Annotated in this window: 24 protein-coding genes; 14 read left to right on the top strand and 10 right to left on the bottom strand. The window is 55.4% G+C overall.

Annotated elements, in window-relative coordinates:
* Positions 1-29 precede the first annotated feature (29 nt).
* From ABJI08_RS15110 to ABJI08_RS15075, 8 genes are all read left to right on the top strand, one after another.
* Positions 30-584: a CvpA family protein gene (locus tag ABJI08_RS15110; protein ID WP_348402672.1), complete on the top strand. Its 555-nt coding sequence runs from the start codon at positions 30-32 to the stop codon at positions 582-584.
* 156 nt (positions 585-740) lie between these two features.
* Positions 741-2,024, top strand: a complete 1,284-nt coding sequence (locus ABJI08_RS15105; RefSeq protein WP_348402671.1) for a TAXI family TRAP transporter solute-binding subunit — start codon at positions 741-743, stop codon at positions 2,022-2,024.
* Between the two features lie 146 nt (positions 2,025-2,170).
* The gene (purF, locus tag ABJI08_RS15100; RefSeq protein ID WP_348402670.1) at positions 2,171-3,628 is read left to right on the top strand and encodes an amidophosphoribosyltransferase; all 1,458 of its coding nucleotides are present in this window, start codon (positions 2,171-2,173) and stop codon (positions 3,626-3,628) included.
* Between the two features lie 158 nt (positions 3,629-3,786).
* Complete coding sequence (locus ABJI08_RS15095) at positions 3,787-4,044, top strand: hypothetical protein (RefSeq protein ID WP_348402669.1); 258 nt, start codon at positions 3,787-3,789, stop codon at positions 4,042-4,044.
* Positions 4,045-4,168: 124 nt separating this feature from the next.
* Positions 4,169-4,828 carry an SDR family oxidoreductase gene (locus ABJI08_RS15090; protein WP_348402668.1) on the top strand — a complete coding sequence of 220 codons (660 nt, stop codon included), beginning with the start codon at positions 4,169-4,171 and terminating at the stop codon, positions 4,826-4,828.
* 150 nt (positions 4,829-4,978) lie between these two features.
* Positions 4,979-5,761, top strand: a complete 783-nt coding sequence (gene surE, locus ABJI08_RS15085) for a 5'/3'-nucleotidase SurE (RefSeq protein WP_348402667.1) — start codon at positions 4,979-4,981, stop codon at positions 5,759-5,761.
* Positions 5,758-6,414, top strand: coding sequence for a protein-L-isoaspartate(D-aspartate) O-methyltransferase (locus tag ABJI08_RS15080; protein WP_348402666.1), 657 nt, complete (start codon positions 5,758-5,760; stop codon positions 6,412-6,414). Before surE ends, ABJI08_RS15080 begins: the two co-directional genes overlap by 4 nt.
* Positions 6,415-6,539: 125 nt before the next feature.
* On the top strand, positions 6,540-7,763 hold the full coding sequence (locus tag ABJI08_RS15075; protein ID WP_348402665.1) for a LysM peptidoglycan-binding domain-containing protein: 1,224 nt from the start codon (positions 6,540-6,542) through the stop codon (positions 7,761-7,763).
* Positions 7,764-7,823: 60 nt separating this feature from the next.
* Here the strand turns inward: ABJI08_RS15075 and ABJI08_RS15070 are convergent, their stop codons facing one another.
* The 4 genes from ABJI08_RS15070 to ABJI08_RS15055 all read right to left on the bottom strand — a co-directional run bounded on the left by ABJI08_RS15070 (position 7,824) and on the right by ABJI08_RS15055 (position 10,463).
* The gene (locus tag ABJI08_RS15070) at positions 7,824-8,663 is read right to left on the bottom strand and encodes an ATP-binding protein (RefSeq protein ID WP_348402664.1); all 840 of its coding nucleotides are present in this window, start codon (positions 8,661-8,663) and stop codon (positions 7,824-7,826) included.
* A gap of 119 nt (positions 8,664-8,782) precedes the next feature.
* Complete coding sequence (locus ABJI08_RS15065) at positions 8,783-9,739, bottom strand: twin-arginine translocase subunit TatC (RefSeq protein WP_348402663.1); 957 nt, start codon at positions 9,737-9,739, stop codon at positions 8,783-8,785.
* A complete protein-coding gene (gene tatB, locus ABJI08_RS15060; RefSeq protein ID WP_348402662.1) occupies positions 9,736-10,227 on the bottom strand; it encodes a Sec-independent protein translocase protein TatB in 492 nt (163 codons plus the stop codon). The genes ABJI08_RS15065 and tatB overlap by 4 nt, the downstream gene beginning before the upstream one ends.
* Positions 10,228-10,244: 17 nt before the next feature.
* The gene (locus ABJI08_RS15055; protein ID WP_348402661.1) at positions 10,245-10,463 is read right to left on the bottom strand and encodes a twin-arginine translocase TatA/TatE family subunit; all 219 of its coding nucleotides are present in this window, start codon (positions 10,461-10,463) and stop codon (positions 10,245-10,247) included.
* A gap of 187 nt (positions 10,464-10,650) precedes the next feature.
* Here ABJI08_RS15055 and ABJI08_RS15050 point away from each other — a divergent pair, with 187 nt between their 5' ends.
* Positions 10,651-11,313: an HTH domain-containing protein gene (locus ABJI08_RS15050; protein WP_348402660.1), complete on the top strand. Its 663-nt coding sequence runs from the start codon at positions 10,651-10,653 to the stop codon at positions 11,311-11,313.
* Between the two features lie 38 nt (positions 11,314-11,351).
* On the opposite strand, the gene ABJI08_RS15045 is transcribed toward ABJI08_RS15050, so the two are convergent.
* From ABJI08_RS15045 to ABJI08_RS15035, 3 genes are all read right to left on the bottom strand, one after another.
* Complete coding sequence (locus tag ABJI08_RS15045) at positions 11,352-12,416, bottom strand: ABC transporter ATP-binding protein (protein WP_348402659.1); 1,065 nt, start codon at positions 12,414-12,416, stop codon at positions 11,352-11,354.
* 188 nt (positions 12,417-12,604) lie between these two features.
* Positions 12,605-13,693: a hypothetical protein gene (locus ABJI08_RS15040; protein ID WP_348402658.1), complete on the bottom strand. Its 1,089-nt coding sequence runs from the start codon at positions 13,691-13,693 to the stop codon at positions 12,605-12,607.
* 50 nt (positions 13,694-13,743) lie between these two features.
* Positions 13,744-14,523: an SDR family oxidoreductase gene (locus ABJI08_RS15035; protein ID WP_348402657.1), complete on the bottom strand. Its 780-nt coding sequence runs from the start codon at positions 14,521-14,523 to the stop codon at positions 13,744-13,746.
* A 139-nt stretch (positions 14,524-14,662) separates the two neighbouring features.
* Between ABJI08_RS15035 and ABJI08_RS15030 the strand changes: the two genes are divergently transcribed.
* From ABJI08_RS15030 to ABJI08_RS15010, 5 genes are all read left to right on the top strand, one after another.
* Positions 14,663-15,673, top strand: a complete 1,011-nt coding sequence (locus tag ABJI08_RS15030; RefSeq protein WP_348402656.1) for a Hint domain-containing protein — start codon at positions 14,663-14,665, stop codon at positions 15,671-15,673.
* Positions 15,674-15,722: 49 nt separating this feature from the next.
* Positions 15,723-17,330 carry a peptide chain release factor 3 gene (locus ABJI08_RS15025; protein ID WP_348402655.1) on the top strand — a complete coding sequence of 536 codons (1,608 nt, stop codon included), beginning with the start codon at positions 15,723-15,725 and terminating at the stop codon, positions 17,328-17,330.
* 47 nt (positions 17,331-17,377) lie between these two features.
* Positions 17,378-18,133 carry a hypothetical protein gene (locus ABJI08_RS15020; RefSeq protein ID WP_348402654.1) on the top strand — a complete coding sequence of 252 codons (756 nt, stop codon included), beginning with the start codon at positions 17,378-17,380 and terminating at the stop codon, positions 18,131-18,133.
* Positions 18,130-19,089, top strand: a complete 960-nt coding sequence (locus tag ABJI08_RS15015; RefSeq protein WP_348402653.1) for a glycosyltransferase family 2 protein — start codon at positions 18,130-18,132, stop codon at positions 19,087-19,089. Before ABJI08_RS15020 ends, ABJI08_RS15015 begins: the two co-directional genes overlap by 4 nt.
* A 175-nt stretch (positions 19,090-19,264) precedes the next feature.
* Entirely contained in the window at positions 19,265-20,650 is a 1,386-nt protein-coding gene (locus tag ABJI08_RS15010; protein WP_348402652.1) for a DEAD/DEAH box helicase, read from the top strand.
* 82 nt (positions 20,651-20,732) lie between these two features.
* Here ABJI08_RS15010 and ABJI08_RS15005 read toward each other — a convergent pair whose 3' ends face one another.
* The 3 genes from ABJI08_RS15005 to ABJI08_RS14995 are packed head-to-tail and all read right to left on the bottom strand — an operon-like array spanning position 20,733 to position 23,946.
* Positions 20,733-22,400 carry a ribonuclease J gene (locus tag ABJI08_RS15005; RefSeq protein ID WP_348402651.1) on the bottom strand — a complete coding sequence of 556 codons (1,668 nt, stop codon included), beginning with the start codon at positions 22,398-22,400 and terminating at the stop codon, positions 20,733-20,735.
* Entirely contained in the window at positions 22,397-23,173 is a 777-nt protein-coding gene (locus ABJI08_RS15000) for a type III pantothenate kinase (RefSeq protein ID WP_348402650.1), read from the bottom strand. The genes ABJI08_RS15005 and ABJI08_RS15000 overlap by 4 nt, the downstream gene beginning before the upstream one ends.
* Positions 23,174-23,193: 20 nt before the next feature.
* Positions 23,194-23,946, bottom strand: a complete 753-nt coding sequence (locus ABJI08_RS14995; RefSeq protein ID WP_348402649.1) for a biotin--[acetyl-CoA-carboxylase] ligase — start codon at positions 23,944-23,946, stop codon at positions 23,194-23,196.
* Between the last annotated feature and the right edge of the window lie 92 nt (positions 23,947-24,038).

Raw genomic sequence — 24,038 nt, 5'->3', positions numbered from 1 at the left:
GAGACACGGCCCAGAGGGAACGGGAATACATGGAAGGTTTCACCATTATTGACGGCGTCGTCGCTGGCGTCATCATCATTTCGGCACTGCTGGCATACAGCCGCGGTTTCGTGCGCGAGGCGATGGCGATTGCCGGATGGGTGGCCGCTGCGGTCCTTGCCTTTATGTTTGCGCCGCAGGTGCAGCCCCTGGTCAAGGAAATCCCGGTGGTCGGCGAATACCTGTCCGACAGTTGCGAGTTGTCGATTATCGCCAGTTTCGCAGTGGTGTTTGCCATTGCGCTGGTTGTTGTGTCGCTGTTCACGCCCCTGTTCTCGTCGCTGGTACAACGGTCGGCGCTGGGTGGGCTGGATCAGGGCATCGGGTTCCTGTTTGGCGTCCTGCGCGGTATCCTGCTCGTGGCAATTGCGTTCTTCGTCTACGAAACGGTCATCACGTCTCAGAGCATTGCCATAGTGGATGACAGCCGGTCCGCGCATGTGTTTTCACGCATGACCCAAAAGATCGAAGACCGCGACCCAGAGCAAGCGCTGGGATGGATCACAACGCAGTACGAACAACTGGTTGGCATCTGCGAAAAGTAAGTTCGCGACCCTGTCAACTAATTCAAAAAGCCCGTGCCAAATGTGCGGGCTTTTTTGTGCCCGCTACAAAAGCCAACAAAAACCACGCTTTTTCTTGTCGTTACACCTGCAGGGCAGTAGCGTGCATGTGTTTTGGGATGGATGGATTTTTCGGGCATGAGAACCTGGGTTGCGATTATTTTATTCACCGTGGTTCTGATCCCGGCCGTCATATTGACCGTTCTGTTGCCGCCCAAATCGTTGACTTTTGCAGCTGGTCCCGAAGGGGGCGCCTATGCCCAGGTCGCCAAACGGTATCAGGCCATATTGGCACGCGACGAAATTGAAGTCGAAATCCTGTATACTGACGGGTCCGTCGATAATGCCGACTTGATGGCGCAGGGCGCCGCGGATGTGGCTTTGTTACAAGGCGGCATCCCGGTGCCAGACGGCGTGGCCGAAGCCATCGCCGGTGTGTTTTTTGAACCAATGCTGTTCCTTATCCGAACAGACAGCGGCATTCCAAGCAACCCGTCCCACTGGAAAGATATCCGTATCACAAGCGGAACCTCCGGGTCTGGCACCCGCGCTGCGTTTGATGATTTTCAAGCCGCCATTAAATTGGACCCAGATCAAAACCAACACGCGTTTCTGTCTTACGCGGATGCCCTGCAGGCCCTGAAATCTGGCGCGGTTGATATGGCGGTATTTGTCACAACCGTCGATGCACCCTATCTGGCTCAGGCCTATACATCGCGCGATCTGACGTTTCTGCAAATCGATTATGTCGAGACGATTTCGCGCTGGCTGGAATATGCAACGGTGGCAACCGTTCCCAGCGGCGCCGTGTCACTGGCACCTGTTGTACCATCTGTCCCGCAACAGGTTCTGGCCCTTGAGGCGCGGTTGGCAATGATGCCAAACCTGCACCCTGCTCTGGTCAACCGGCTGACAATGGCGGCCATAGAATTGCACGCGTCGCGCGATATCATCACGGGCCGGGACACGTTTCCGACCGTCGAAGGTACTGGAATGACCATTAATACCGTTGCCCGGCAACTCATTCAGGAAGGTCCGTCAACATGGCACCAGTGGCTGCCTTACTGGATGGCGGCTCAGGTCAACCGGCTGCTTTTGCTGACCTTGCCGGTTTTGCTGATCCTTGTGCCCCTACTGCGGGTATTCCCGTCGCTTTATGCCTATTTCATGGGATGGCGTGTGTGGCAGCATTATCCGTTGATCCGCCAGATAGAAGACGAACTTGCCTTAAAACAAGACACTGAAGCGCTTGAAAAAATGGACCGTCAACTGGTCAGTATGGATACCAAAATATCCACCTTGCGGATTCCTGCGGCCTATCGTCAGGCGGCGTATCACGCGCGTATGCATATCGACCTTGTGCGTAAACGCGTTCGCGACAAACGCGCTAACGAACAATCAGGAACAAATAGTGTTTCTTAGATGCACCATTGCAGCGCGCCTGACCGTCACCGCGACGCATATCTCAAAAGTAAATGTTATCCTTTCGTGACAACCGTCGTTCGACCCCTTAAGAGAGGCCTCAGCCTGCCAACTCGGATTCGGAGCCACTCGCCTTGTCCAGGAATATGCCCGCCGCCCATCCTTTTGACGACGACAAACTGAAAGAGGAATGTGGCGTTTTCGGCGTCGTCGGCCTTGCCGATGCCGCCAATTTCGTAGCCCTTGGGCTGCACGCTTTGCAACATCGCGGACAAGAGGCAGGCGGGATCGTCTGTCATCACCCGGATCATGGGTTCAACTCAGCCCGCAGATTTGGCTATGTGCGCGATAACTTCACCAAAGAAAGCCTGATGAAAACCCTGCCCGGTCCGCTTGCGATTGGTCATGTCCGGTATTCAACAGCAGGTTCCAAAGGTGCGGTGATCCGGGACGTTCAGCCATTTTTTGGCGAATTTTCCATGGGCGGAGCAGCCATTGCGCATAATGGCAACATCACCAATGCCGACGCTTTGCGCAAAGAGCTGATCGAACGCGGATCGATTTTTCAATCGTCCTCGGACAGCGAATGCATCATTCATCTGATGGCCCGCTCGCTTCAGCGCAATATTCCCGAACGCATGGAAGACGCGCTGCGTCGTGTCGAAGGGGCATTTTCCGTTGTTGCCATGACCCGCACCAAGCTGATTGGTGTGCGTGATCCCCATGGTGTGCGTCCGCTGGTTCTGGGGCGCCTTGGCGAAGGCTGGGCTTTGTCTTCAGAAACATGCGGGCTGGATATTATCGGCGCTGAATATGTGCGCGAGATCAAGCCCGGCGAAATGGTTGTGATCACCGAGAAAAACGGTGTCGAATCCTCTTTCCCGTTCCGTCCGCGCCCTTCGAAATTCTGTGTGTTCGAACATGTCTATTTTTCGCGCCCGGATTCGATCATCGGCGGTCGTTCTGTTTATGAAACACGGCGTCAGATTGGTGTTGAACTGGCCCGTGAAAACCCTGTTGATGCCGACCTTGTGTGTGCAGTTCCAGACAGCGGCACCCCTGCAGCCATTGGGTTTAGCCAGGAAAGCGGCATTCCCTTTGCGATGGGTATTATCCGCAATCAATACATGGGTCGGACCTTTATTGAGCCAACTGAACAGATCCGTAACATGGGTGTGCGTCTCAAGCTGAACGTGAACCGGTCGCTGATCAAAGGCAAACGTGTGATCCTTGTTGACGACTCGGTTGTGCGCGGCACCACCAGTCGCAAAATCAAGGAAATGATTCTGGATGCCGGCGCTAAGGAAGTTCATTTCCGTATCGCCAGCCCACCCACCGCGTGGCCCTGTTTTTATGGTGTTGATACGCCTCAGCGTGAAAAGCTTCTGGCAGCAACAATGACCGAGGATGAAATGGCCGAGCATCTGGCCGTGGACAGCCTCAAGTTCATTTCGCTGGACGGGTTGTATCGCGCAGTAGGCGAACTTGACGGGCGCGACAATGACTGCCCGCAATATTGCGATGCCTGCTTCTCGGGAGAGTATCCTGTGGTGCCTTCGGACATGCTGGATAAGGGGTTTGAAATGAAGACGGCGGCTGAATAGCCGCCCGTCTCGGAAACGTTAGATCGCAGCCGCCGCTGCAATGCGGCATAAATCCGCCGCCAGACGGTGCCGTCGCACTTTTCATCCCCCGATCCCCCTGTTACTTGCGCGGCCTGATCCCCATCTGTGGGGGACGAAACTGCTGCAAAGATACCTCCATGACCACCAAAACCCCTGCTGCTGTGGCCGCCAAGGCCACAACTCCCGGCGTGTTGAAACACCGCTCCCGCATCGTCCTGATCGGGCTTATGGGCACACCCGCGCAACCAACCGCGTTGCTGATGACCTTGTCCGGGCGCACCCTCAAAGTGCGTCTGGGTGATAGCACCCCTGCCGGAAGGGTTGTGGGTATCGACGGCGAGAGCATTGTCTTGCAGTCAGGCAAAAAACAAGTGCGCCTGACGATGCCAAACTGATTGGGGCGTTCAGCTTCTTGCGACTTCACAGGGCATCTGCCAAAATGCGCGCAAATTGGCGCGTGCAGTGCAGACAGCCGCCCGCCCTCTTGACCTTGCCTTCAGAACCCCGCACATGAAGGTCATGACCGAGCCAAACAATATCGAAAAGATCGCTCTTGTGACCGGCGCTTCGCGCGGTCTTGGGGCCGCCATCGCCGAAGCCCTGACGCCTGAATATCATGTTGTGGCTGTAGCCCGCACGACCGGCGGGCTCGAAGATCTGGATGATCGCATTCAGGCCAGGGGCGGCAAAGCCACTTTGGCGCCAATGGACATTACAAATGTCGACGCCATGGCCCAACTGTGCCGGTCTGTCCATGATCGCTGGGGGAAAGTTGACCTTTGGGTGCACACCGCCATCCATGGTGCACCGCTGACCCCGACTGGCCATATCGATCCCAAAGACTGGGACAAATCGGTTCGCATCAACCTTGATGCTGTGGGAAGGTTGATTCCATTCCTGACACCCCTTTTGGGCCCCGACGGTCACGCCGTGTTCTTTGATGATCCGCATGGCGGAGAGAAATTCTTTGGCTCTTACGGGACAACGAAAACCGCACAGATTGCGCTGGCGCAAAGCTGGCAGGCCGAAAACACCTCAATTGGTCCGCGTGTTTCGATCCTGAAACCCAAACCAATGCCAACCGGGTTGCGCGCGCGTTTTCACCCGGGCGAAGACCGGGCCCCTTTGACGCATCCCAATGACGAAGCGGCACGTATGATGCCCGACATTACAGGCTAAGCGTAATTTACGCGGCCCTCGCGCGCTGGCAAAAGGCCCGCTATCCTGCACCAGTTGCGCAATAACCGCGCGCTGCGTCTGAACGCCCAACGGTTCTTGCCCAATCCGGCCTCAGCCCCTATTCAGGACACGTGCAGGTAAGGGGCCATTATGCGTATTCTGATTACAAACGATGACGGTATCAATGCGCCGGGTCTGGCTGTGCTGGACAGGATTGCAAATCAGATCGCAGGACCGGACGGCGAGGTCTGGACTGTCGCGCCCGCATTTGAACAATCAGGCGTTGCCCACTGCATCAGCTACACCCACCCCACCATGATTGCCCAAATGGACGAGCGCCGGTTTGCTGCCGAAGGCAGCCCCGCCGATTGCGTGCTGGCCGGTGTGCATGATGTGTTGAAAGACAAACGACCGGATCTAATCCTGTCAGGCGTGAACCGGGGCAACAATTCCGCTGAAAACGCGTTGTATTCCGGCACTTTGGGTGGCGCAATGGAAGGCGCTTTGCAAGGTATCCCATCAATGGCGTTGTCCCAATATCTTGGGCCACATACACGCAACGCAGAAAATCCATTTGAGTCCGCAGACCGATTTGGTGCCGACGTAGTGCAGAAAATTCTCGATGCAGCCCCTGACAACGCCCATGACTATCACCTGTTTTACAATATCAACTTCCCACCTGTTCTGGGCGATGCGGTCAAAGGCATTCGGGTTGCGGCGCAAGGTACACGCCCGAACACGCATTTCACGGTCGAACCGCATGCCTCGCCGTCGGGTCGTCGGTTCCTGTGGGCCCGGGGGGGCGATCAACAGGTTCAAGGCACGCCCAACACAGATGTGGCGGTTAATCTGGATGGCTACATCTCGGTCACACCTATGCGCGCGGACCTGACTGCGCATGACACACTTGCCGCACTTAAGGGTATCGAATGAACGACGCCGAAGACTCCGTAGCAGAACGCAAAATGCAGTTCCTCTTTGCGCTGCGCTCAAAAGGCGTCACCAATCCAACTGTCCTGACGGCCATGGAACGGATCGATCGTGGCCCGTTCGTAAAGGGCCTGTTTGCAGATCGGGCTTACGAGGATACCCCCTTGCCGATTGCATGCGGCCAGACCATTTCCCAGCCCTCTGTTGTGGGGCTGATGACGCAGGCCCTGGAAGTCTCGCCACGCGACAAAGTTCTCGAAGTGGGCACCGGGTCGGGCTATCAGGCGGCCATTCTGTCCTTGCTGGCGCGGCGAATTTATACTGTGGACCGGCACAAACGTCTGGTGCGCGAAGCCCGCACAGTATTTGAGAGCATGGACCTTGTGAATATCACCGCGTTTACGTCGGATGGCAGCTTTGGCTTGCCCGATCAGGCCCCGTTTGATCGCATCATCGTGACCGCCGCCGCCGAGGACCCTCCGGGGCCCCTCTTGGCGCAACTCAAGATCGGCGGTATTATGGTATTGCCGGTTGGCCAGTCCGACACGGTGCAAAGTCTGATCCGGGTACGCAGAACAGAGACCGGATTTGACTATGACGAAATACGCCCGGTGCGTTTTGTGCCACTGATTGAAGGCATCGCGCGCGACAACTGAGTTTTCAGGCCGGTTTTCCCCGTTTTTTGGGCGAAAATCGGCTGATCTATAAATTGATGAGTGACAACCAAGGCGGCCCCGGCGCAAGACCGAACAAAACAAGGGGCGCATGTGAGGATTTCGAGATGGCATTTACCCCGGTAAAATCGGTCAGGCTGATCATGGCAGGACTGTGTATGGCGTTGATTGCGGGCTGTGAAGATGGATTTGACGTCGATCTGCGTGGCGGGTTGGGGTCTGGTCTGGACACAACCACTGCTGCCAAATCCGCAACCGCCAAGCGCCCCAAGCCGGACAATCGCGGTATTATCTCCTATCCTGGCTATCAGGTGGCCGTTGCCAAACGCGGTGATACACTTAGCGATGTTTCCGCCCGTATTGGCGTTCCGGCGGACGAGTTGGCCAAGTATAACGGCATCCAGCCGGATGCCAGCTTGCGCGATGGCGAAATTGTCGCCCTGCCCTATAAGGTTGCCGAACCTTCAGCGGCAACGGGTGGCACCGGCGTGATCCAGCCTCCGCAAAGCGAAGTAGACATCGCCTCCCTCGCCGGAAGCGCCATCGACAATGCGCAACCGGATGTCACTACCGAAGCGCTTGAGCCAACCCCGAAACCAGTCGCCAAGACCAAAACGCAAACTGGTTACGAGCCGGTCCGTCACAAGGTCAAACGCGGAGAGACCGCCTTTACCATTTCGCGGCTGTACAACGTGTCGGTGCGGGCATTGGCCGATTGGAACGGGCTTGGCAGCGATTTCACCATTCGCGAAAACCAGTACCTGCTTATTCCGCCTGCAGACCCCGAGATCGAGAAAAAGGCAGCCGCAGCGGCGGCCACGGCAGGCACCACAGCAACGGCTGCGGCGGCAACAACCAAACCTGGCCAGGGCTCTCCGACGCCGACGCCTCCAAGCGCATCCAAACCATTGCCTGAGGATGACAGCGTTGTTCGCGTCGAAAAGCCGGAATCGCCGGATCTGGGCAAAAACCAAAGCGCCTCAAAATCCCAAATGGGATACCCGGTCAGCGGCAAGATCATTCGCCCCTATTCCAAGGGAAAAAACAACGGTGTCGACATCTCTGGCAAGGCGGGCGCAGCTGTCATGGCGGCTGCTGACGGCAAGGTTGCGGCGATCACAACCGACGCCGATGACGTCACCATCGTTGTCTTGCGCCACTCAGACAATCTGATGACGGTCTATTACAATGTAGACGCTGTGAATGTCACCAAAGGCAAAAGCGTCAAACGCGGGCAGAAAATCGCAGCCCTGCCTGCCAAGGACAGCTTTGTGCATTTCGAAGTGCGCAAGGGCTTTGATAGCGTCGACCCGATGCCTTATCTGAAGTAACCCGTACCGGCAGAGTATCACCTCTGCCGGAAACCTTTTGTTCCGCAGCAAAGCTGATCGTCAGAGCGTAACACCTTTGCGGCCTGCCAAATCGGTGAAGTACTGCCACGCAACGCGGCCCGAACGCGCGCCGCGGGTTGCTTGCCATTCAATGGCCTCGGCCCACAGCGTGTCGTCATCAATCTCCACCCCATATGCGCGGCAATACCCACGGATCATGGCAAGGTATTCGTCCTGCGAACACGGGTGGAAGCCCAGCCAAAGCCCAAACCGGTCGGACAAAGATACTTTTTCTTCCACAGCCTCTGACGGGTTGATCCCGCTGGAGCGTTCGTTTTCGATCATGTCGCGCGGCATCAGGTGGCGTCGGTTTGACGTGGCATAGAAAACCACATTGTCAGGCCGCCCCTCAATACCGCCATCCAACACGGCCTTGAGCGACTTATAATGCTGATCATCATGGCCAAAGGACAGATCATCGCAAAACAGCAAAAACCGTTCAGGCCGGCCCCTGAGCAGGTTCAGCAACCGCGCCACGCTGGGCAGGTCCTCACGCTGCAGCTCGATGATTTTGAGCGCCATCCCGCGTTTCAGAACTTCGGCGTGCACTGCCTTGACCAGCGACGATTTTCCCATCCCACGCGAGCCCCAGAGAAGCGCGTTGTTCGCGGGCAGGCCCCGTGCAAATTGTTCCGTATTTTCCAGCAACGTATTGCGCGACCGGTCCACACCAATCAGCAACCCGATATCGACGCGCTTGATCTCAACAACGGGTTCAAGCCGGTCTGGCTCGACATGCCAGACAAACCCGTCTGCGGCCTCAAAATCAGGTGCGGCCATCGGGGCGGGCGACAGCCGTTCCAATGCATCGGCAATACGGGTCAAAGTTGCAGCACTCATGCGAAACCTCTTGTGTCAGTTCACGATCAAAAACCATGTTCCGCACAAAACGCCAAGTGCAAATACAACAAAGGCGCTTGGGATGATCCAAACGCCTTTGTCTCTCTATCTTGATTTGGTTATTTGCCTTCGGACGTATCGGCGCTGTCAGGTTCCTGTTTCAGCGGATCGTCAAAGTCTTCGTCTTCGTCGTCATAAAACCCTTCGGCGCGCAGCTTTGCTTCGCGTTTGGTTTCGACGCGTCTGACCAGAAAAATCGAAATCTCATACAGGCCGTACACAACCGTGAACAAAATGCCCTGGGTGACAACATCCGGCGGTGTCACCAGCGCGGCCAGAACAAGGATGCCAACCATTGCGTATTTACGCACCGCGCCCAGCCCGTCGGCGCTGACCAGACCGGCCTTGCCCATCAGGGTCAGCAACACGGGAAGCTGAAAGCAAAGCCCAAAGGCCATGATGAATTTCAGCGTGATATCCAGGCTTTCATTCACCTTGCCGAAGAACGTGACCTTAATGCCTTCGTTACTTTCGGGAACAACTGCCGCATCCGTCGGCAGGTCCGACGCGACACCAGACATCAGATTGGCGAAAATCGAGCTGACGTCAGCGAACCCCAGGAAAAAGGACATCGCCAGCGGGGTCACTACGAAATGCGCAAAGGTTGCACCCAGCAGAAACATAAACGGCGACGCCACCATAAACGGCAGAAAGGCGCCCTTTTCATTCTTGTAAAGACCCGGCGCCACAAAGCGCCACATCTGAATTGCGATGACCGGAAAGGCCATCGCGAACCCAAAGACCATAGAAATGCGAAACAGCGTAAACAGGTATTCCTGTGGAGATGTGTATTGCAGTGTCGGCGACGGATCACCCAGCGCACGCAGCGACGCTTCGATCGGTTGCAACAGGAAGTTCAGAATATGAACGGCAATGAAATCGCCGTTGATTGGGATAAAACAAATGCTGATCCCAACCAAAAGCGCGATCACCGACCGGATCAATCGCGTGCGCAATTCGGCCAGATGCTCGATCAATGGGGCCGAGCTGTCTTCGATCTCTTCCGTGCTGCTCATGCTTTATCCTCAGAGGCTTCTGTGGCCTTGCGGGCGGCTTCGGCGCGCGCCTTGGCGGCAGCGGCTGCCTCTTCTGCAGCTTTGGCCTCTGCGTCCAGACGTTCTTGCGCCCGCTGCGCCGTGGCCTGCTGAATTTTCTTGGCGTCTTCGGCGCGTTCAGCGGCCAGTTTTGCGGTCTCGCTCTTGGGATCAAGGTTCAGGTCCGTCACAGACTTGGCTGTATCCTTGACCACATCGCTGGCCGCCTTGAGCGGGTTTGACATGGTGTTCAAACTGTCAGTGGCGCCTTTCAGCGTATCAGCAACATCTTTGACGCCTGCCTGATCCGCTGCCTGATTCATGGCAGAGGAAAACTCGCGTGCCATGCCCTTGGCCTTGCCAACAAACCGCCCGACAGAGCGAAACAGCACTGGCAGGTCCTTGGGACCAACAACAATCAGCGCCACGATGCCGATAACAAGTAGCTCAGAGAACCCCAGGTCAAACATGAACTGTCAGCCCCTGCTCAGACTTTGTCTTTGTCGTCTTCGGGTGTCACATCTTTGGCGACGTCAGAAACTTCTTCTTCCAGCTCTTTTTGGCCTTCATTGACGCCTTTCTTAAAGGACGTGATGCCTTTTCCGACTTCACCCATCAGACCGCTGATTTTTCCACGGCCAAACAGCACAAGCACAACCACTGCAATCAACAACAGGCCCGGCAGACCAATATTTCCAATTCCCATGATGTCTCTCCTCTCATCAGGCGGTGTGCGCCCGGTAAATGTTACCGAAGTCCTAGCCCTTTGACCGCCTTGGGAAAAGCGACAAACACCTGTTCGGCCCGTCGTTTTGGGGTGTTTTCCGGTTTCTTTTGCCATTATCCTGTCAGTTGTCAGATTTTTGTCAATTGAGCTCGGGGAATCATCAAGAATGAAGCGCGCAGACAGGCTTTATGCTCTGATCGAAATCCTAAAAGACGGACGATTGCACCGCGCCGAAGATCTTGCGGATCGCATGCAAGTGTCTATGCGCACAATCTATCGCGACATGGACACATTGGCGGTCAGCGGCATTCCGGTCGAAGGAGAGCGTGGTCAGGGCTACAGCGCGCGCGCCGCAATTACCCTGCCCCCGTTGAACCTGACAGAAACCGAACTTGAAGCATTGCACATCGGTTTGGCGGCGGTTGGTGGTGGCATGGAGGGCGACCTGCGAGACGCCGCCGAAAGCTTAAGTGCGAAAATCGATGCAGTGCTTCCCGAAGACAGTCTCGATGCGCCAAAGAGTTTTGGCTTTGCTGTCTATCCTTTTGCCGATGCGGCACAGGGCTTTCGCCACTTGACACCTGTACGCACGGCGATCCGGTCACGTCAGAAACTGCGCCTCAATATGATGGATGATCGCACATGTGACGTGCGGCCGCTCAAGATGGATTATTGGGGGCGTGTCTGGACATGCATTGTTTGGAACGAATCCGACGACGCATTTGAAACGCTGCGCGTTGACCAGATAGACTCCATCGCAATTCTACCCGGACTATTTGTGGATGAACCGGGCAAGCGTTTGCAGGATTTCAGCAAGGAAAACAGTTAAGTTTCGAACTGTAAAATGTTGTAATTAATACCTATTCATCAGTCTTTGGACGGGAAAACGAAACATCTGTCGCGACGAATAGTCAGCCAAAGCGGCGTGCCTTCCTTGGGTAGAAACACATTGGGAACCGTGACCTTAAGGTCAGATCCGTCAAAATCCATACAGAATTCAACTAGGCTTTCATTGCCTATGAACCGTGCGCGTTTGACGATACCCCGTGCTGCAACCCCGTCGCTGGCCGTGGGCAAAGGCCCTTTGCCGTCGCGGTCAAAATCAAGCTTCAGGTGCTGAGGCCGGATAACGATGTCAACGCACGCACCATCCGCCAGACCGGGTGTCAGAAACTGACCAAAGGGCGTATCGGTCAACGCCCCCTTACTTGTGCCCCGGATCACATTGATATCACTAAAGAAACCAACAGCCTCGCGGTCGACAGGCGCGTTGTAGATATTATAGGGCGCGCCTCGTTGGACAATTTGCCCATCCCGCATCAATGCGATTTCGTCTGCCATCCGCATTGCCTCTTCCGGCTCATGCGTGACCAGCATGACAGCAGTGTCTTCTTCTTTCAGAATACTCAGGGTCTGGTCGCGAATGTCATCGCGCAGCCGATTGTCGAGCCCGGAAAACGGTTCATCCATCAGCATGATACGGGGCCGCGGCGCCAGCGCCCGCGCCAATGCGATGCGTTGCTGTTCGCCCCCCGACAGGACATGCGGGTATTCATCAATCGCCCAGGCCAGATTGACCTTGCCGAGCAATTCTTCCACACGATCGCGTTTGTGTTCTTTGCTGTTTTTCAGACCAAAAGCAACGTTGTCCGCAACGCTCAGATGTGGAAACAGGGCAAAGTCCTGGAACATCAACCCAATCTTGCGCCGCTCGGGCGGGATGCGAAACACAGTGTCGCAAATCAGCGACCCATCAACATAGATCTCACCGGAATCCTGCATGTCGACGCCTGCGATCATGCGCAATGTCGTGGACTTACCGCATCCGGACGGCCCGAGAAGGCACATGACCTTGCCGGGCATAATGGTCAGCGAAACGTCGTCCACCACCTGACGGTCGCCGAATTTCCGGCGCAGGTTTCGAACTTCCAATCGAGGTGGAGGTGACTGTTTTAGCTGCGACTGCACATTTGCCTCTTGCAATCTCCGAGAGAAACCATCGGATTTCGCAATGGTTTAACAGCCCCCCCGCGCCGCATCAACCCTGCGAGGCCCAATGAATACTGCCGCGAAACGAAATTTGGATTGCATATGCAAACCCAAGAAGAAACTTTGGGAAATCAGGCCTCTGCAGTCAGTTCAAAATCAATATCACCCACAATCCGGCCATTGACCTGAACCGCCAAACGGTGCGGGCCGGGATGCAACGTGAATGTCGTGGCATTCCCCTTAAGAGGATGTTTTTTGCTAAGCGACAATGATCCCAGCGGAGTGATTTTGCCTTGCTTTAATTTGTATACTTTCTGCCCGGTGCGCCCGTTTGGTCTGGCAAATGTAATCAGATAATCCACCAGAACCGGCACTGGCGTGTCGCTTTGCGTGCTCAAAGAGATCGAAAACTCCAACGCCTCGCCGATGCGCACTTTCTGATTGGCCATCGAAAGCCCGGACAGGTCGACAGGTGCATCCGGGCGAAACCCCAACAAAGCCAAAGCATCGCTGTCGCCCTGTTTGACCAACGTGCGTGTCGCATGCCGTGTCATCCAATCCAGCTCTTTTTGCGACTGTGCCTTCTTTTGCGCCCAGTCCTGCAAGCGGTTCACCACCTCTGGTGGTGAAATTTTCGCTATATCGTTCAGATGATTGGCCACCGAACGTGTCACATAACGCGTCGGGTCTGCGTGCAAACGGTCCAGAAACGGCAAAGGGGCCAGTGGATCAAGTGTCAGCTTTTTGGCCCAGGGCAGCTTAGGGCGCGTGCCTTCGCTGACCAAACGGCGCACATGATAGTTCTCATCCTCGGCCCATTCGCCAAGACGTGCCATCGTTTCATCCGGCCATCGGTTCAAAAACGGACGGATATAGAACTCCATCGAGAACCTTTGCGTAGCTTCGTAGATTAGATCGAGCGAGCGGTCGCGATGTTTCTCAAGACCGTGTCGGACCGCCAGAATGCCCGGAACCGCGTGAATGAAACGCCCGAAATCATCATCCTGCAATCGCGTATCCAGCCTGGACGGCATCGCCGCCTCAAGCTGATCCGCCATTGTGTCAAAATCAGTAGAAAGACGCGGCGCGACACAATCGGCGATCCATTCCAAACGCTCCATAAGTTCGCGGCCGTGCAACCCGGCCACCACTTCCTTGTGGAAATCCCCGGCGTCAAAACCATCAACGCCGGCCGAAAACTCTGTTGCCAGATCACGCAAGCTATCTTCATTAAATAGCTGATCTTTCAATGAGAACCCTTGCGCCATCTTTAGATGGTCGCGTTGACGTTGCCGCCGTCCAGCAGAACATTCTGACCAACCATGAAATTCGCATATTGCGAGCACATGAATGCACAGGTTGCGCCAAAGTCTCGTGGATTGCCATCACGGCCAGCGGGTATCGTCGATTGGCGTTGTGCGCGCGCTTCGTCAAAGCTGATGCCGGATTTTTGCGATGTGCCCTGGTCCAGCGCCAGTATTCTATCGGTATCATGGCTGCCCGGCAGCAGGTTGTTGATGTTGACACCCAAGGCGGCCACTTGCCGCGAAGTTCCGGCAACATAGCCAGTCAGCCCCGCCCGCGCAGAATTTGAAAGGCCCAGCACAGCAATGGGTGCCTTGACCGATTGCGACGTGATGTTGACCACTCTGCCCCAGCCTTTATCGATCATGCCGGGCACCAGAGCTTTGATCATCGTAATCGGTGTCAGCATATTGGCTTCCAGCGCGGCCAGAAAATCTTCACGATCCCAATCGGTCCACATGCCCGGAGGCGGTCCACCGGCATTATTGATCAGAATATCCACACCAGTCGCCGCTTCGATCAGACGCGCCTGCCCGTCTAGGCTGGTGACATCACATGCAACCGTTACGACCTGCACGCCGAACTCTGCGCGAATGGCTTCTGCTGCTTCCTCCAACGCCTCAGAGCCGCGCGCATTCATGATGAGGTCAACACCTTCGCCAGCAAGAGCCCGGGCACAGGCCAGCCCCAGCCCCTTTGAAGATGCACAAACCAGCGCGCGTTTACCTTTGATTCCCAAATCCATGCGATTCTCTCCATTGTAATGGCCCAACAGAATACTCAAATACTTGTCAGTGCCAGCGTATTGTCAGCGGGCAGACCCGAAGCTGCCACAATTATTCGTTAACTCTTGATCATCCAAATTAGAAAGAGACCCTGAGCGAATGTCGCCGCAACTTCACACATCCGCCCACCCTTCGCAAAGCCTGCCGGTGTATCTGGCGTCAATGATCCGGGTGACGAATGGCGCGAATCTGGGCGATGGCTTGTCCTATTCTCAGGAACTCGTGCCAGACGACGTTTACGCTTTAAACAACGACGCCGATGCGCAAAGCCTGTCGTTGGGGGCGGACGAAGAAGGTCAATTTCGAATTTCAGACGGATCAGGACTGGGAACAATTGGCGCGCGCGTGTTTCTGGACTGCGTCGCAACATTCATGCCGCCGTCTGGTGACACAATCGAGGTATTGGTTCTGGTCGAAGTAGACGATGACGGCAATATCGCTGAAATCTACGGTGCACCGCTGGCCCCACTGGCCCCTAAGACGGACTATATGCTGGTCGGAATTGATCAGGAAAACGCGCTGACACGCCTTGCCCAACTGGCTTGCGTCAGCTTTACGCGCGGGACACGCATCACCACCGCCACTGGCGAACAAAAGCCGATTGAGGATCTGCGGATTGGTGATCGCATTTTAACACGCGATGACGGACCCCGGGAAATTCGGTGGATTGGACATTCGACTCAACGCGCTGTTGGCGAATTTGCACCTATTGTGATCACCGCAGGGGCGCTCAACAATACCGAAGATCTAAAGGTAAGCCCTGACCACCGGCTTTTTATCTATCAACGCCACGACCACATTGGGGCCGGACGCGCAGAATTGATGGTCAAAGCCCGGCATTTGGTCAATGGCGATACGGTTCATGTTCAAGAAGGTGGCTTTGTCGACTATTTTCAGCTGATGTTTGACACACACCAGATCATTTTTGCCGAAGGTATTTCAGCGGAAACCATGCAGATCGACACACGTGTTCACGCAGTTTTGCCGACTGAGCTCAAGCAAAACATCCCCGGGCACCAACGCCGCCAGCATCAGGAATACGAAGTGCACAAAAGCCTTCTGGACCGTCCGGATGCTGCAGCTCTTCTAAAGCGGGCGTCCTCCAAGTAGACAACGCTTTTTCTTGCGGTTTTGTGCTGCGCAACCTATATGCGCGAACATGTTGGATAGCATTTCAAATCGCCCGGAACTGCCCCCGGAAATCGCCCGCCGCCGTACATTTGCGATCATTTCGCATCCTGACGCCGGCAAGACGACACTTACTGAAAAATTCCTGTTGTATGGTGGTGCGATTCAGATGGCTGGCCAGGTGCGTGCCAAAGGCGAAGCACGCCGCACACGGTCTGACTTTATGCAGATGGAAAAAGACCGCGGCATTTCGGTGTCCGCCTCGGCAATGTCCTTCGATTTTGAGTCCTTTCGCTTCAATCTCGTCGACACTCCCGGCCACTCGGACTTTTCGGAGGACACGTATCGAACGCTGACGGCTGTTGATGCTGCTGTCATGGTGATCGACGGCGCCAAGGGCGTGGAAAGCCAGACCCGCAAGCTGTTTGAAGTGTGTCGCCTGCGCGATCTGCCAATCCTGACTTTCTGTAACAAGATGGACCGGGAAAGCCGCGAAACCTTTGATATTATTGATGAGATTCAAGAGAATCTGGCCATTGATGTCACACCTGCCAGCTGGCCGATCGGCACAGGGCGTGAATTCATGGGCTGTTATGATCTTTTGAACGACCGGTTGGAACTCATGGACCGGGCCGACCGCAACGTGGTTGCCGAGACCGTCCAGATCAAAGGCCTGGACGATCCCAAACTGGCCGAACATGTTCCCGCCCATTTGCTGGACACGTTTTTGGAAGAGGTCGAAATGGCCCGCGAGTTGCTTCCAACACTGGATCCGCAATCGGTGCTGGAAGGCCACATGACGCCCATTTGGTTTGGATCTGCGATCAACTCATTTGGCGTCAAAGAACTGATGGACGGGATTGCAAAATATGGCCCGGAACCACAGATTCAGGCCGCTGAGCCAAGAAAGATTTCCCCTGAAGAAACAAAGGTCTCCGGGTTTGTCTTCAAGGTTCAGGCGAACATGGACCCCAAACACCGCGACCGCGTCGCCTTTGTCCGCATGGCGTCTGGTCATTTCAAACGCGGCATGCGCCTGACCCACGTGCGGTCTAAGAAGCCGATGGCAATTTCCAACCCGGTATTGTTTCTGGCGTCAGACCGCGAACTTGCAGACGAGGCCTGGGCAGGCGACATCATTGGCATCCCGAACCATGGGCAGTTGCGCATCGGTGATACGCTCACCGAAGGCGAAGCGTTGCGCGTCACAGGCATTCCAAGTTTCGCCCCCGAACTGCTGCAGGGCGTGCGTGCCGGGGACCCGATGAAGGCTAAGCATCTTGAGAAAGCACTGATGCAGTTTGCCGAAGAAGGCGCCGCAAAAGTTTTCAAACCAATGATTGGCTCAGGCTTTATTGTGGGTGTTGTCGGACAGCTTCAGTTCGAAGTTCTCGCCAGCCGGATCGAAATGGAATACGGGCTTCCTGTCCGATTTGAACAAAGCCAGTTTACCAGCGCACGTTGGGTGAACGGAAACCAGAAAGCCATTGATAAATTTGCAGATACCAACAAACAGCATGTCAGTTATGACCATGATGGGGATGTGGTGTTTTTGACACGTCTGCAATGGGACATTGACCGTGTTGAACGGGATTACCCGGATATTACTCTGACGGCGACCAAGGAAATGATGGTCTGATCGGATCGCCAATTGCATGGGGTAATACCCCATGCAATTATCGCGACATGACGGATACTCAACTTACCTACCCGGACGGTTTACCGGGCATGACAGAGCGCTATGAAGGCCGACGCGATGCGTTCAAATATGGCCCCGAGGCCCTGCCCCCCATTGATTGTGATATTGCGGTTCTCAAGGCGGGCACCGTCCCCGAGGCCGCAGCTCAAAAACAGCCGGACGACCCTAAAACATCCTGGGCCTGGAAGCGGCGCGATGTGGCCCGGGAGTTTGTTGGAAACTCTGAATTGGCCTGTTTGAACGGCCTGCTGATCTCGAATTTGCGAAAACGCGATTATCCCGAACATACACCTGCCCTGTTTCGTCGGTTGTGGCAGGAAGAGTCTGCGCATCTGCTGGATCGCCTGAGCCTGCGCTGGCTGGTGTCATCGGTGCAGACGTTTGCCGAACATGGCAATACGCCGACCCAACGCGAAGTGGGCCATGCGCTGCGTATGTTGTTTGGTATGATGAAACTCTATGAATTCGAACGCACGTTCAGCGGTAAAACCCCCGACAAGGATTTTGGGTTCAACAATCGTGTCAAAACGCGATTGCCTTTGGATATGGAGCCATTTTCTTTGAAATCCGGCGGTTTGGATATCAATCTGATCGCCCCCATTTGGACAATGGCTGAAACCGACGCCGTGATTGGCCCATTGGCCTGTCATTTGCTTGAGACCCTTAACGGCGAACCCGGCGGAGTATTTCGCAGGCTCAAAATCATGCGGGACAAACGGCAACGACAGCAGGAAAATAAATGACCCGCTGGGGCGTGGTGGCCACGATAAAAGCACCGGCAAAAGACATCGTTGCATTTGTCGCTTACCATCTGGACTTGGGTGCGGATCATATTTTCATCTATCTCGACAATGAAAACCCAAAGGCACAAGCCGCTCTTGCCAACCATCCGCGCGTCACCACGACGCGCACCAATCAGGCCTATTGGTACAGTCTCGGTATTAAGAAACCCGTCCGTCACCAGTCGCGTCAAACCGCCAATGCCAGCCACGCCTATCGCGCTTCAACTGCCAGGCTGGACTGGATCGCCCATATCGATGTCGACGAATTTCTGTGCCCCAAACGCCCGGTTGGCGCGCTGCTCTCAGACATTCCGAAAAACGTCGTATGCGCCCGTGTGCGCCCGGCCGAGGCACTGGCCAATGAAGGCTTGCCCGGGCTCGACCCCAAAACCACATATTGCAAGGCGTGGATGCCGGGCGGCAACAGCCGCATGGAACTTGAAAAAGAGCTATACCCAACATTTGGCGGCTTTCTGCGCGGAGGGTTCGTCAGCCATTTTGTGGGCAAGATTTTCATCCGCACGGGGCTACCCAATCTGGAGTTTCGCATTCATCGGGGCATGCAGAACAAACAGGAAATCGAGCCACGCATGACCTTGGACGACATCGACTTGTGCCATTGTCACATCACCGGTTGGGACGCATGGCAAAAGATCATCGATTATCGCATGACCAAGGGATCCTATCGCAGCGAGTTGAAACCCACTCGCAAACCCGAACTTGGCGGTATGTCGCTGCATGATCTGTTTTCGTTTTTGTTGGCCGATGGCGGCGAAGAAACACTGAAGGCATTCTATGAGGAAATCTGCCTTGCACGGCCCGAATTGATTGAAAAACTTCGCAAAAACGGAGTCTTGCGCGAGTTTCAGTTGGATGCGGATGCTAAGAAACGGAAACATTTTCCCGGTTTTTCCTGAATTGATGCCAATCCGGCAACACTCATGGTACGCCCCTGCACCTTTGTTGACCAAAGCCATACCTTCCTATACAAGGCCCGCGTGGGTCGGCGACGCACTGCCATGCGAGGCCAACCGGGCCTGACCCAATCTCAGATGCTACGGGCCAAGACGTGTCCGTAAACCACGGATACACATGACCAAATTTTCCGACTTAAACCTTAACCCCAAGGTGCTGAAAGCAATCAGCGACGCGGGCTATGAAACTCCAACGCCAATTCAGGCTGGCGCCATTCCCGCCGCCCTTGAGGGCAAAGATGTCTTAGGCATCGCCCAGACCGGCACAGGCAAAACGGCAAGCTTTACGCTGCCGATGCTTTCGCTGTTGGCACGTGGACGCGCGCGGGCCCGTATGCCGCGCAGCCTTGTTTTGTGCCCCACACGGGAACTCGCCGCGCAGGTGGCAGAGAATTTTGATACCTACTCCAAACACCTCAAGCTGACCAAAGCGCTGTTGATTGGCGGTGTGAGCTTTAAAGAGCAGGACATTCTGATCGACCGTGGCGTCGATGTTCTGATCGCCACGCCCGGTCGCCTGCTTGACCATTTCGAACGCGGCAAACTGCTTTTGACCGGTGTTCAGGTTATGGTCGTCGACGAAGCTGACCGTATGCTTGATATGGGGTTCATCCCCGACATCGAACGTATTTTCAAGCTGACGCCCTTTACCCGCCAGACTTTGTTCTTTTCGGCGACTATGGCACCGGAAATCGAACGCATCACCAGCGAGTTTCTGTCGGCGCCTGCACGTATCGAAGTGGCGCGTCAGGCCACCGCGTCCGAGACCATTGAACAGGGTGTCGTGATGTTCAAAGCCAGCCGTCGTGATCGCGAAGGCAGCGAAAAACGTCGTGTTTTGCGTGAGCTGATCAATAGCGAAGGTGACAAATGCACCAACGCGATCATCTTTTGCAACCGCAAGACAGATGTTGATATCACCGCGAAATCATTGAAAAAATATGGCTACGATGCCGCGCCAATCCACGGTGATCTGGATCAGTCACAACGTACAAGAACTCTGGAATCCTTCCGCAATAACGAATTGCGTATTCTGGTGGCCTCCGATGTGGCGGCCCGTGGACTGGATGTTCCAAGCGTCAGCCATGTGTTCAACTTTGACGTCCCCGGCCATGCCGAAGACTATGTCCACCGCATTGGTCGCACCGGTCGCGCTGGCCGCGAAGGCAAGGCCTTTACGATTTGCACCCCGCGCGACGAAAAGAATTTTGACGCGGTTGAAAAGCTGATCCAAAAAGAAATCACGCGTGTCGAAAGCCCGGTGAAATCCGCCGAGAAAAAAGACAAGCCGGTGGAAAAACAGGACCGCCGCAGATCGGAAAAGAAGGCGGCAGAGCCAACGCCGGTAAAAGAAGTCGCAACGCCAAAGCCCAAAGACGCCCCCAAAGACCGTGGACGGTCGCGCGGACGCTCTGGTGGTCGGTCCGACAACAAAGTGGTCGGTATGGGCGATCACATGCCGTCTTTCATTGCGCTCAGCTTTGACGATCGGCGCGCAAGCTAAAGACGTTACCGCAGAGACATGAAAGCCCACCAATCCAATGCGATTGGTGGGCTTTTTGCATCTTGGTTAGTCCGTGAACAACCTACCGCAAGCGGCTGACGATCACCGTCGCTTCTGGCTTTTTACCAATTTCGTCCCGGCAAGAGTTGCGCGCAACACGGCGCAACTCGGTCTCCAGCTTGTCGTCATTAGACAGCGTTTTCTCTCCCGCTCGTCCCAAAAACTGGCTCAGGTCTTCTTCCAGAACATCCAGCAACGGCGCATTTGACCGCCCCTTTTCAGGCAAGCCCATCAGCTCGCACCAGGCTCCGCCCAAAGGTTCGTCATCCTCATCCAGAATAACCGTGACAATCACATGCCCATTCAGCGCCATGCGAATACGATCCCGAACAATTCCGTCCATTGCCCCAATCTGAACCGCACCATCCAAATACGTCCGACCGGTTTCGACATATCCAGCGACGCTGGGTTCCGATCCGGTCAGATCCAACATGGTGCCATTGACGGCGACAATTGATTTACGACCGGATTCCTCGGCCAATTTGGCGTGTTCACGCAGATGACGATGCTCCCCGTGGTTTGGAATAACCATGACCGGGTTTACAATTTCATGCACCCGCAACAGATCGGGGCGGTTTGCGTGCCCGGAAACATGGTATTTTCCAGCGGAGTCATCCACAATATCCACGCCCATTTCCGAGAACTGGTTCATAATGCGAATGACGCCGCGCTCATTGCCTGGAATTGTTTTTGAAGAAAACAGAAACAAATCCCCTTCCTTCAACGTGATGCCATTGAATTTGCCCCGCGCCAATTGGGCGCTTGCCGCCCGGCGTTCGCCCTGACTGCCTGTCACCAATAACATCAGGCTTTCACGCGGAATTTGCGCGGCCTCTTCCGGGCTGACCACCTTGGGAAAATCGCTCAGCACGCCTGTCGCAATGCCCGCTTCAACCATGCGTCTCATGGCCCGGCCCATCAGGCAGATTGACCGCCCTGCCCGCTGCCCGGCCTCGGCCAGCGTTTTCACACGCGCGACGTTGGACGCAAATGTCGTGGCGACCACCATGTTGGGCGCCGCCGAAACCAGCGCCTCAATCTCGGGTCCGACGCTGGCTTCGGATCGACCGGCGTGCTGTGAAAACACGTTGGTTGAATCACAAATCAGCGCCTGAACCCCGTCCTTTGACACCTCAGCCCACAAACCCGGATCAAATGGTTCACCCACCACTGGCGTCTCGTCCAGTTTGAAATCGCCAGAGTGGATCACGCGTCCTGCCGGGCTGTCGATCACCAAAGCAGCGCTTTCCGGGATCGAATGGCTTACAGGCAAAAAACCGACCGAGAACGGCCCCGCACTGGTCATTTCAGGCCATGGCGATACGGTGCGCACCGCGTCTTCGGGCTGACCACGATCTGCCATCTTGTGACGCGCCAGATTGGCCGTGAACGTGCGCGCATAAACCGGCACACCCAAGCGTTCCCAATAATGCCCAACCGCGCCAACGTGATCCTCATGCCCATGGGTGATAAAGACCGCCTCTAGCCGGTCCTTGTTTTCCACCAACCAAGAGATGTCAGCAAATATCAGGTCCACGCCCGGGCTGGTTTCCATATCAGAAAAAGCGACGCCAATATCTACAAGGATCAAACGCTCTGCCCCTTCAGCGCCGTACCCATAGACATAGGCATTCATGCCTATTTCGCCTGCTCCGCCCAACGGCAGATAGATTAATCTTTCTCGGCTCACGCGGCATGTTCCTTATTATAACTGTGTATCACGGTCAGCCCGTGCATGGTCAGATCTTCGTCAAAGCGATCAAACAGCTCGACAGATTGCTGAAACAACGGCGCCAGCCCCCCAGTCGCAATGATCTTCATAGGGCGGTCCTGCTCGACCTTGATCCGGGCACAAATCTCACGGACCAACCCGACATAGCCCCAGAATATCCCGGACTGAATGCACGCCACGGTGTTTGTGCCAATCACATCCTGCGGTTTGGCAATGTCGACATGTGGTAAGGCGGCGGCGGCATTATGTAGTGCTTCAAGGCTCAGGTTAACACCCGGTGCAATCACGCCCCCGATATACGCACCATCCGCGGCAACAACGTCAAACGTTGTCGCTGTGCCAAAATCCACCACAACCAGATCGCCGCCAAAGCGATCAAATGCACCGGCGGCGTTTACCAACCTGTCCGGTCCGACAATTGTCCCCTCGTCCACACGCGGCATCGCTGGCAAAAGACATTCCGGTTTGCCGACAACAAGCGGACGGCAGTCAAAAAACCGATCCGCAAACACCCGCAGATTGAACACCACCCGGGGCACTGTAGAACTGATAATCACCTCGGTGATGTCCAGATCAATCTGATAATGGCTGATCAGGGTCGAAAACCAGGTGAAATACGCATCCGCCGTACGGGCATGGTGGGTCGATGTGCGTAACGTGCAAAGGAACGTTTCGCCATCCCAAATTGAAAAGACAGTGTTGGTATTTCCACAATCAATCGCCAGGAGCATGCGCGCGTTCCCCTCGGTTTCTAAAAAAAGATTTCAGCTGCCGGAATGGCAACACGTTCTTTTGCGGTGTTCAACACCAGATTGCCGCCCAAGTCCACCGTTTCAAAGGTACCGGTGTACTCTGCACGTGTGGTGCGGGCCGTGATCACCTCGCCCAATCGCGCCGCGCGGCTCAACCATGCTGTGCGCACCGGGGCAAATCCATAAGTTCGATACTGAGTTTCGTAATGGGCATAAGACGACGCCAGTAGACCAAGAAACGGCTCCGGTGTCAGTTTAACACCTGTTTCTGCAAGCAAAGACACAGGGCGCAAAGCCCCGGTTTCAACCTGGGTATCGGCAGGCGCATGGCGCAGGTTTACACCAATCCCAATGGCGATGTGGCTGACTCCGCCGCCCGACATGCCAGCGCTTTCTAAAAGAATTCCTGCAACCTTGCCGCCATTCAACAATACGTCATTTGGCCATTTCAACGAAAAACACTCAGGGCGCCCGGTGGCAGTGGCAAAAGCCTCGAACAACGCAACCGACGCAACGAAAGAGCGCAACGCAACCTGTTCTGCGCTTTCGCTGGGGCGCATCACCAAAGACGCGGCAAAGTTCCCCGCCGGATCAACCCAGGCCCGGCCACGCCGGCCGCGCCCGGCGGTCTGACGCAACCCCAGAATCCATTCAGGCTGCCGCAAATCAGATGCAATACGCGCAGCCTCTGCATTGGTGCTGTCCACCTCTGCCAAAACCCGCCGCCCATAGCCTTCTGGCCAGTCCTGCATCTTCATTTTGCTCCAAATACTCGCGCCGCAGGCACCTTAAAACAAAGCGACGCGCCCCTAAGGGCGCGTCTCATTTAACTTACCAATCATCG

The sequence above is a fragment of the Shimia sp. genome (genome assembly GCF_039969785.1).
Classification (GTDB): domain Bacteria; phylum Pseudomonadota; class Alphaproteobacteria; order Rhodobacterales; family Rhodobacteraceae; genus Shimia.
This window is presented reverse-complemented; position numbering and strand designations above follow the sequence as displayed.

What these genes read in the sequence shown, in the direction of transcription:
- ABJI08_RS15110 (WP_348402672.1), top strand. Translation starts at nt 30, where the DNA reads ATGGAAGGTTTCACCATTATTGACGGCGTCGTCGCTGGCGTCATCATC.
- ABJI08_RS15105 (WP_348402671.1), top strand. Translation starts at nt 741, where the DNA reads ATGAGAACCTGGGTTGCGATTATTTTATTCACCGTGGTTCTGATCCCG.
- purF (WP_348402670.1), top strand. Translation starts at nt 2,171, where the DNA reads ATGCCCGCCGCCCATCCTTTTGACGACGACAAACTGAAAGAGGAATGT.
- ABJI08_RS15095 (WP_348402669.1), top strand. Translation starts at nt 3,787, where the DNA reads ATGACCACCAAAACCCCTGCTGCTGTGGCCGCCAAGGCCACAACTCCC.
- ABJI08_RS15090 (WP_348402668.1), top strand. Translation starts at nt 4,169, where the DNA reads ATGACCGAGCCAAACAATATCGAAAAGATCGCTCTTGTGACCGGCGCT.
- surE (WP_348402667.1), top strand. Translation starts at nt 4,979, where the DNA reads ATGCGTATTCTGATTACAAACGATGACGGTATCAATGCGCCGGGTCTG.
- ABJI08_RS15080 (WP_348402666.1), top strand. Translation starts at nt 5,758, where the DNA reads ATGAACGACGCCGAAGACTCCGTAGCAGAACGCAAAATGCAGTTCCTC.
- ABJI08_RS15075 (WP_348402665.1), top strand. Translation starts at nt 6,540, where the DNA reads ATGGCATTTACCCCGGTAAAATCGGTCAGGCTGATCATGGCAGGACTG.
- ABJI08_RS15070 (WP_348402664.1), bottom strand. Translation starts at nt 8,663, where the DNA reads ATGAGTGCTGCAACTTTGACCCGTATTGCCGATGCATTGGAACGGCTG.
- ABJI08_RS15065 (WP_348402663.1), bottom strand. Translation starts at nt 9,739, where the DNA reads ATGAGCAGCACGGAAGAGATCGAAGACAGCTCGGCCCCATTGATCGAG.
- tatB (WP_348402662.1), bottom strand. Translation starts at nt 10,227, where the DNA reads ATGTTTGACCTGGGGTTCTCTGAGCTACTTGTTATCGGCATCGTGGCG.
- ABJI08_RS15055 (WP_348402661.1), bottom strand. Translation starts at nt 10,463, where the DNA reads ATGGGAATTGGAAATATTGGTCTGCCGGGCCTGTTGTTGATTGCAGTG.
- ABJI08_RS15050 (WP_348402660.1), top strand. Translation starts at nt 10,651, where the DNA reads ATGAAGCGCGCAGACAGGCTTTATGCTCTGATCGAAATCCTAAAAGAC.
- ABJI08_RS15035 (WP_348402657.1), bottom strand. Translation starts at nt 14,523, where the DNA reads ATGGATTTGGGAATCAAAGGTAAACGCGCGCTGGTTTGTGCATCTTCA.
- ABJI08_RS15030 (WP_348402656.1), top strand. Translation starts at nt 14,663, where the DNA reads ATGTCGCCGCAACTTCACACATCCGCCCACCCTTCGCAAAGCCTGCCG.
- ABJI08_RS15025 (WP_348402655.1), top strand. Translation starts at nt 15,723, where the DNA reads ATGTTGGATAGCATTTCAAATCGCCCGGAACTGCCCCCGGAAATCGCC.
- ABJI08_RS15020 (WP_348402654.1), top strand. Translation starts at nt 17,378, where the DNA reads ATGACGGATACTCAACTTACCTACCCGGACGGTTTACCGGGCATGACA.
- ABJI08_RS15015 (WP_348402653.1), top strand. Translation starts at nt 18,130, where the DNA reads ATGACCCGCTGGGGCGTGGTGGCCACGATAAAAGCACCGGCAAAAGAC.
- ABJI08_RS15010 (WP_348402652.1), top strand. Translation starts at nt 19,265, where the DNA reads ATGACCAAATTTTCCGACTTAAACCTTAACCCCAAGGTGCTGAAAGCA.
- ABJI08_RS15000 (WP_348402650.1), bottom strand. Translation starts at nt 23,173, where the DNA reads ATGCTCCTGGCGATTGATTGTGGAAATACCAACACTGTCTTTTCAATT.
- ABJI08_RS14995 (WP_348402649.1), bottom strand. Translation starts at nt 23,946, where the DNA reads ATGCAGGACTGGCCAGAAGGCTATGGGCGGCGGGTTTTGGCAGAGGTG.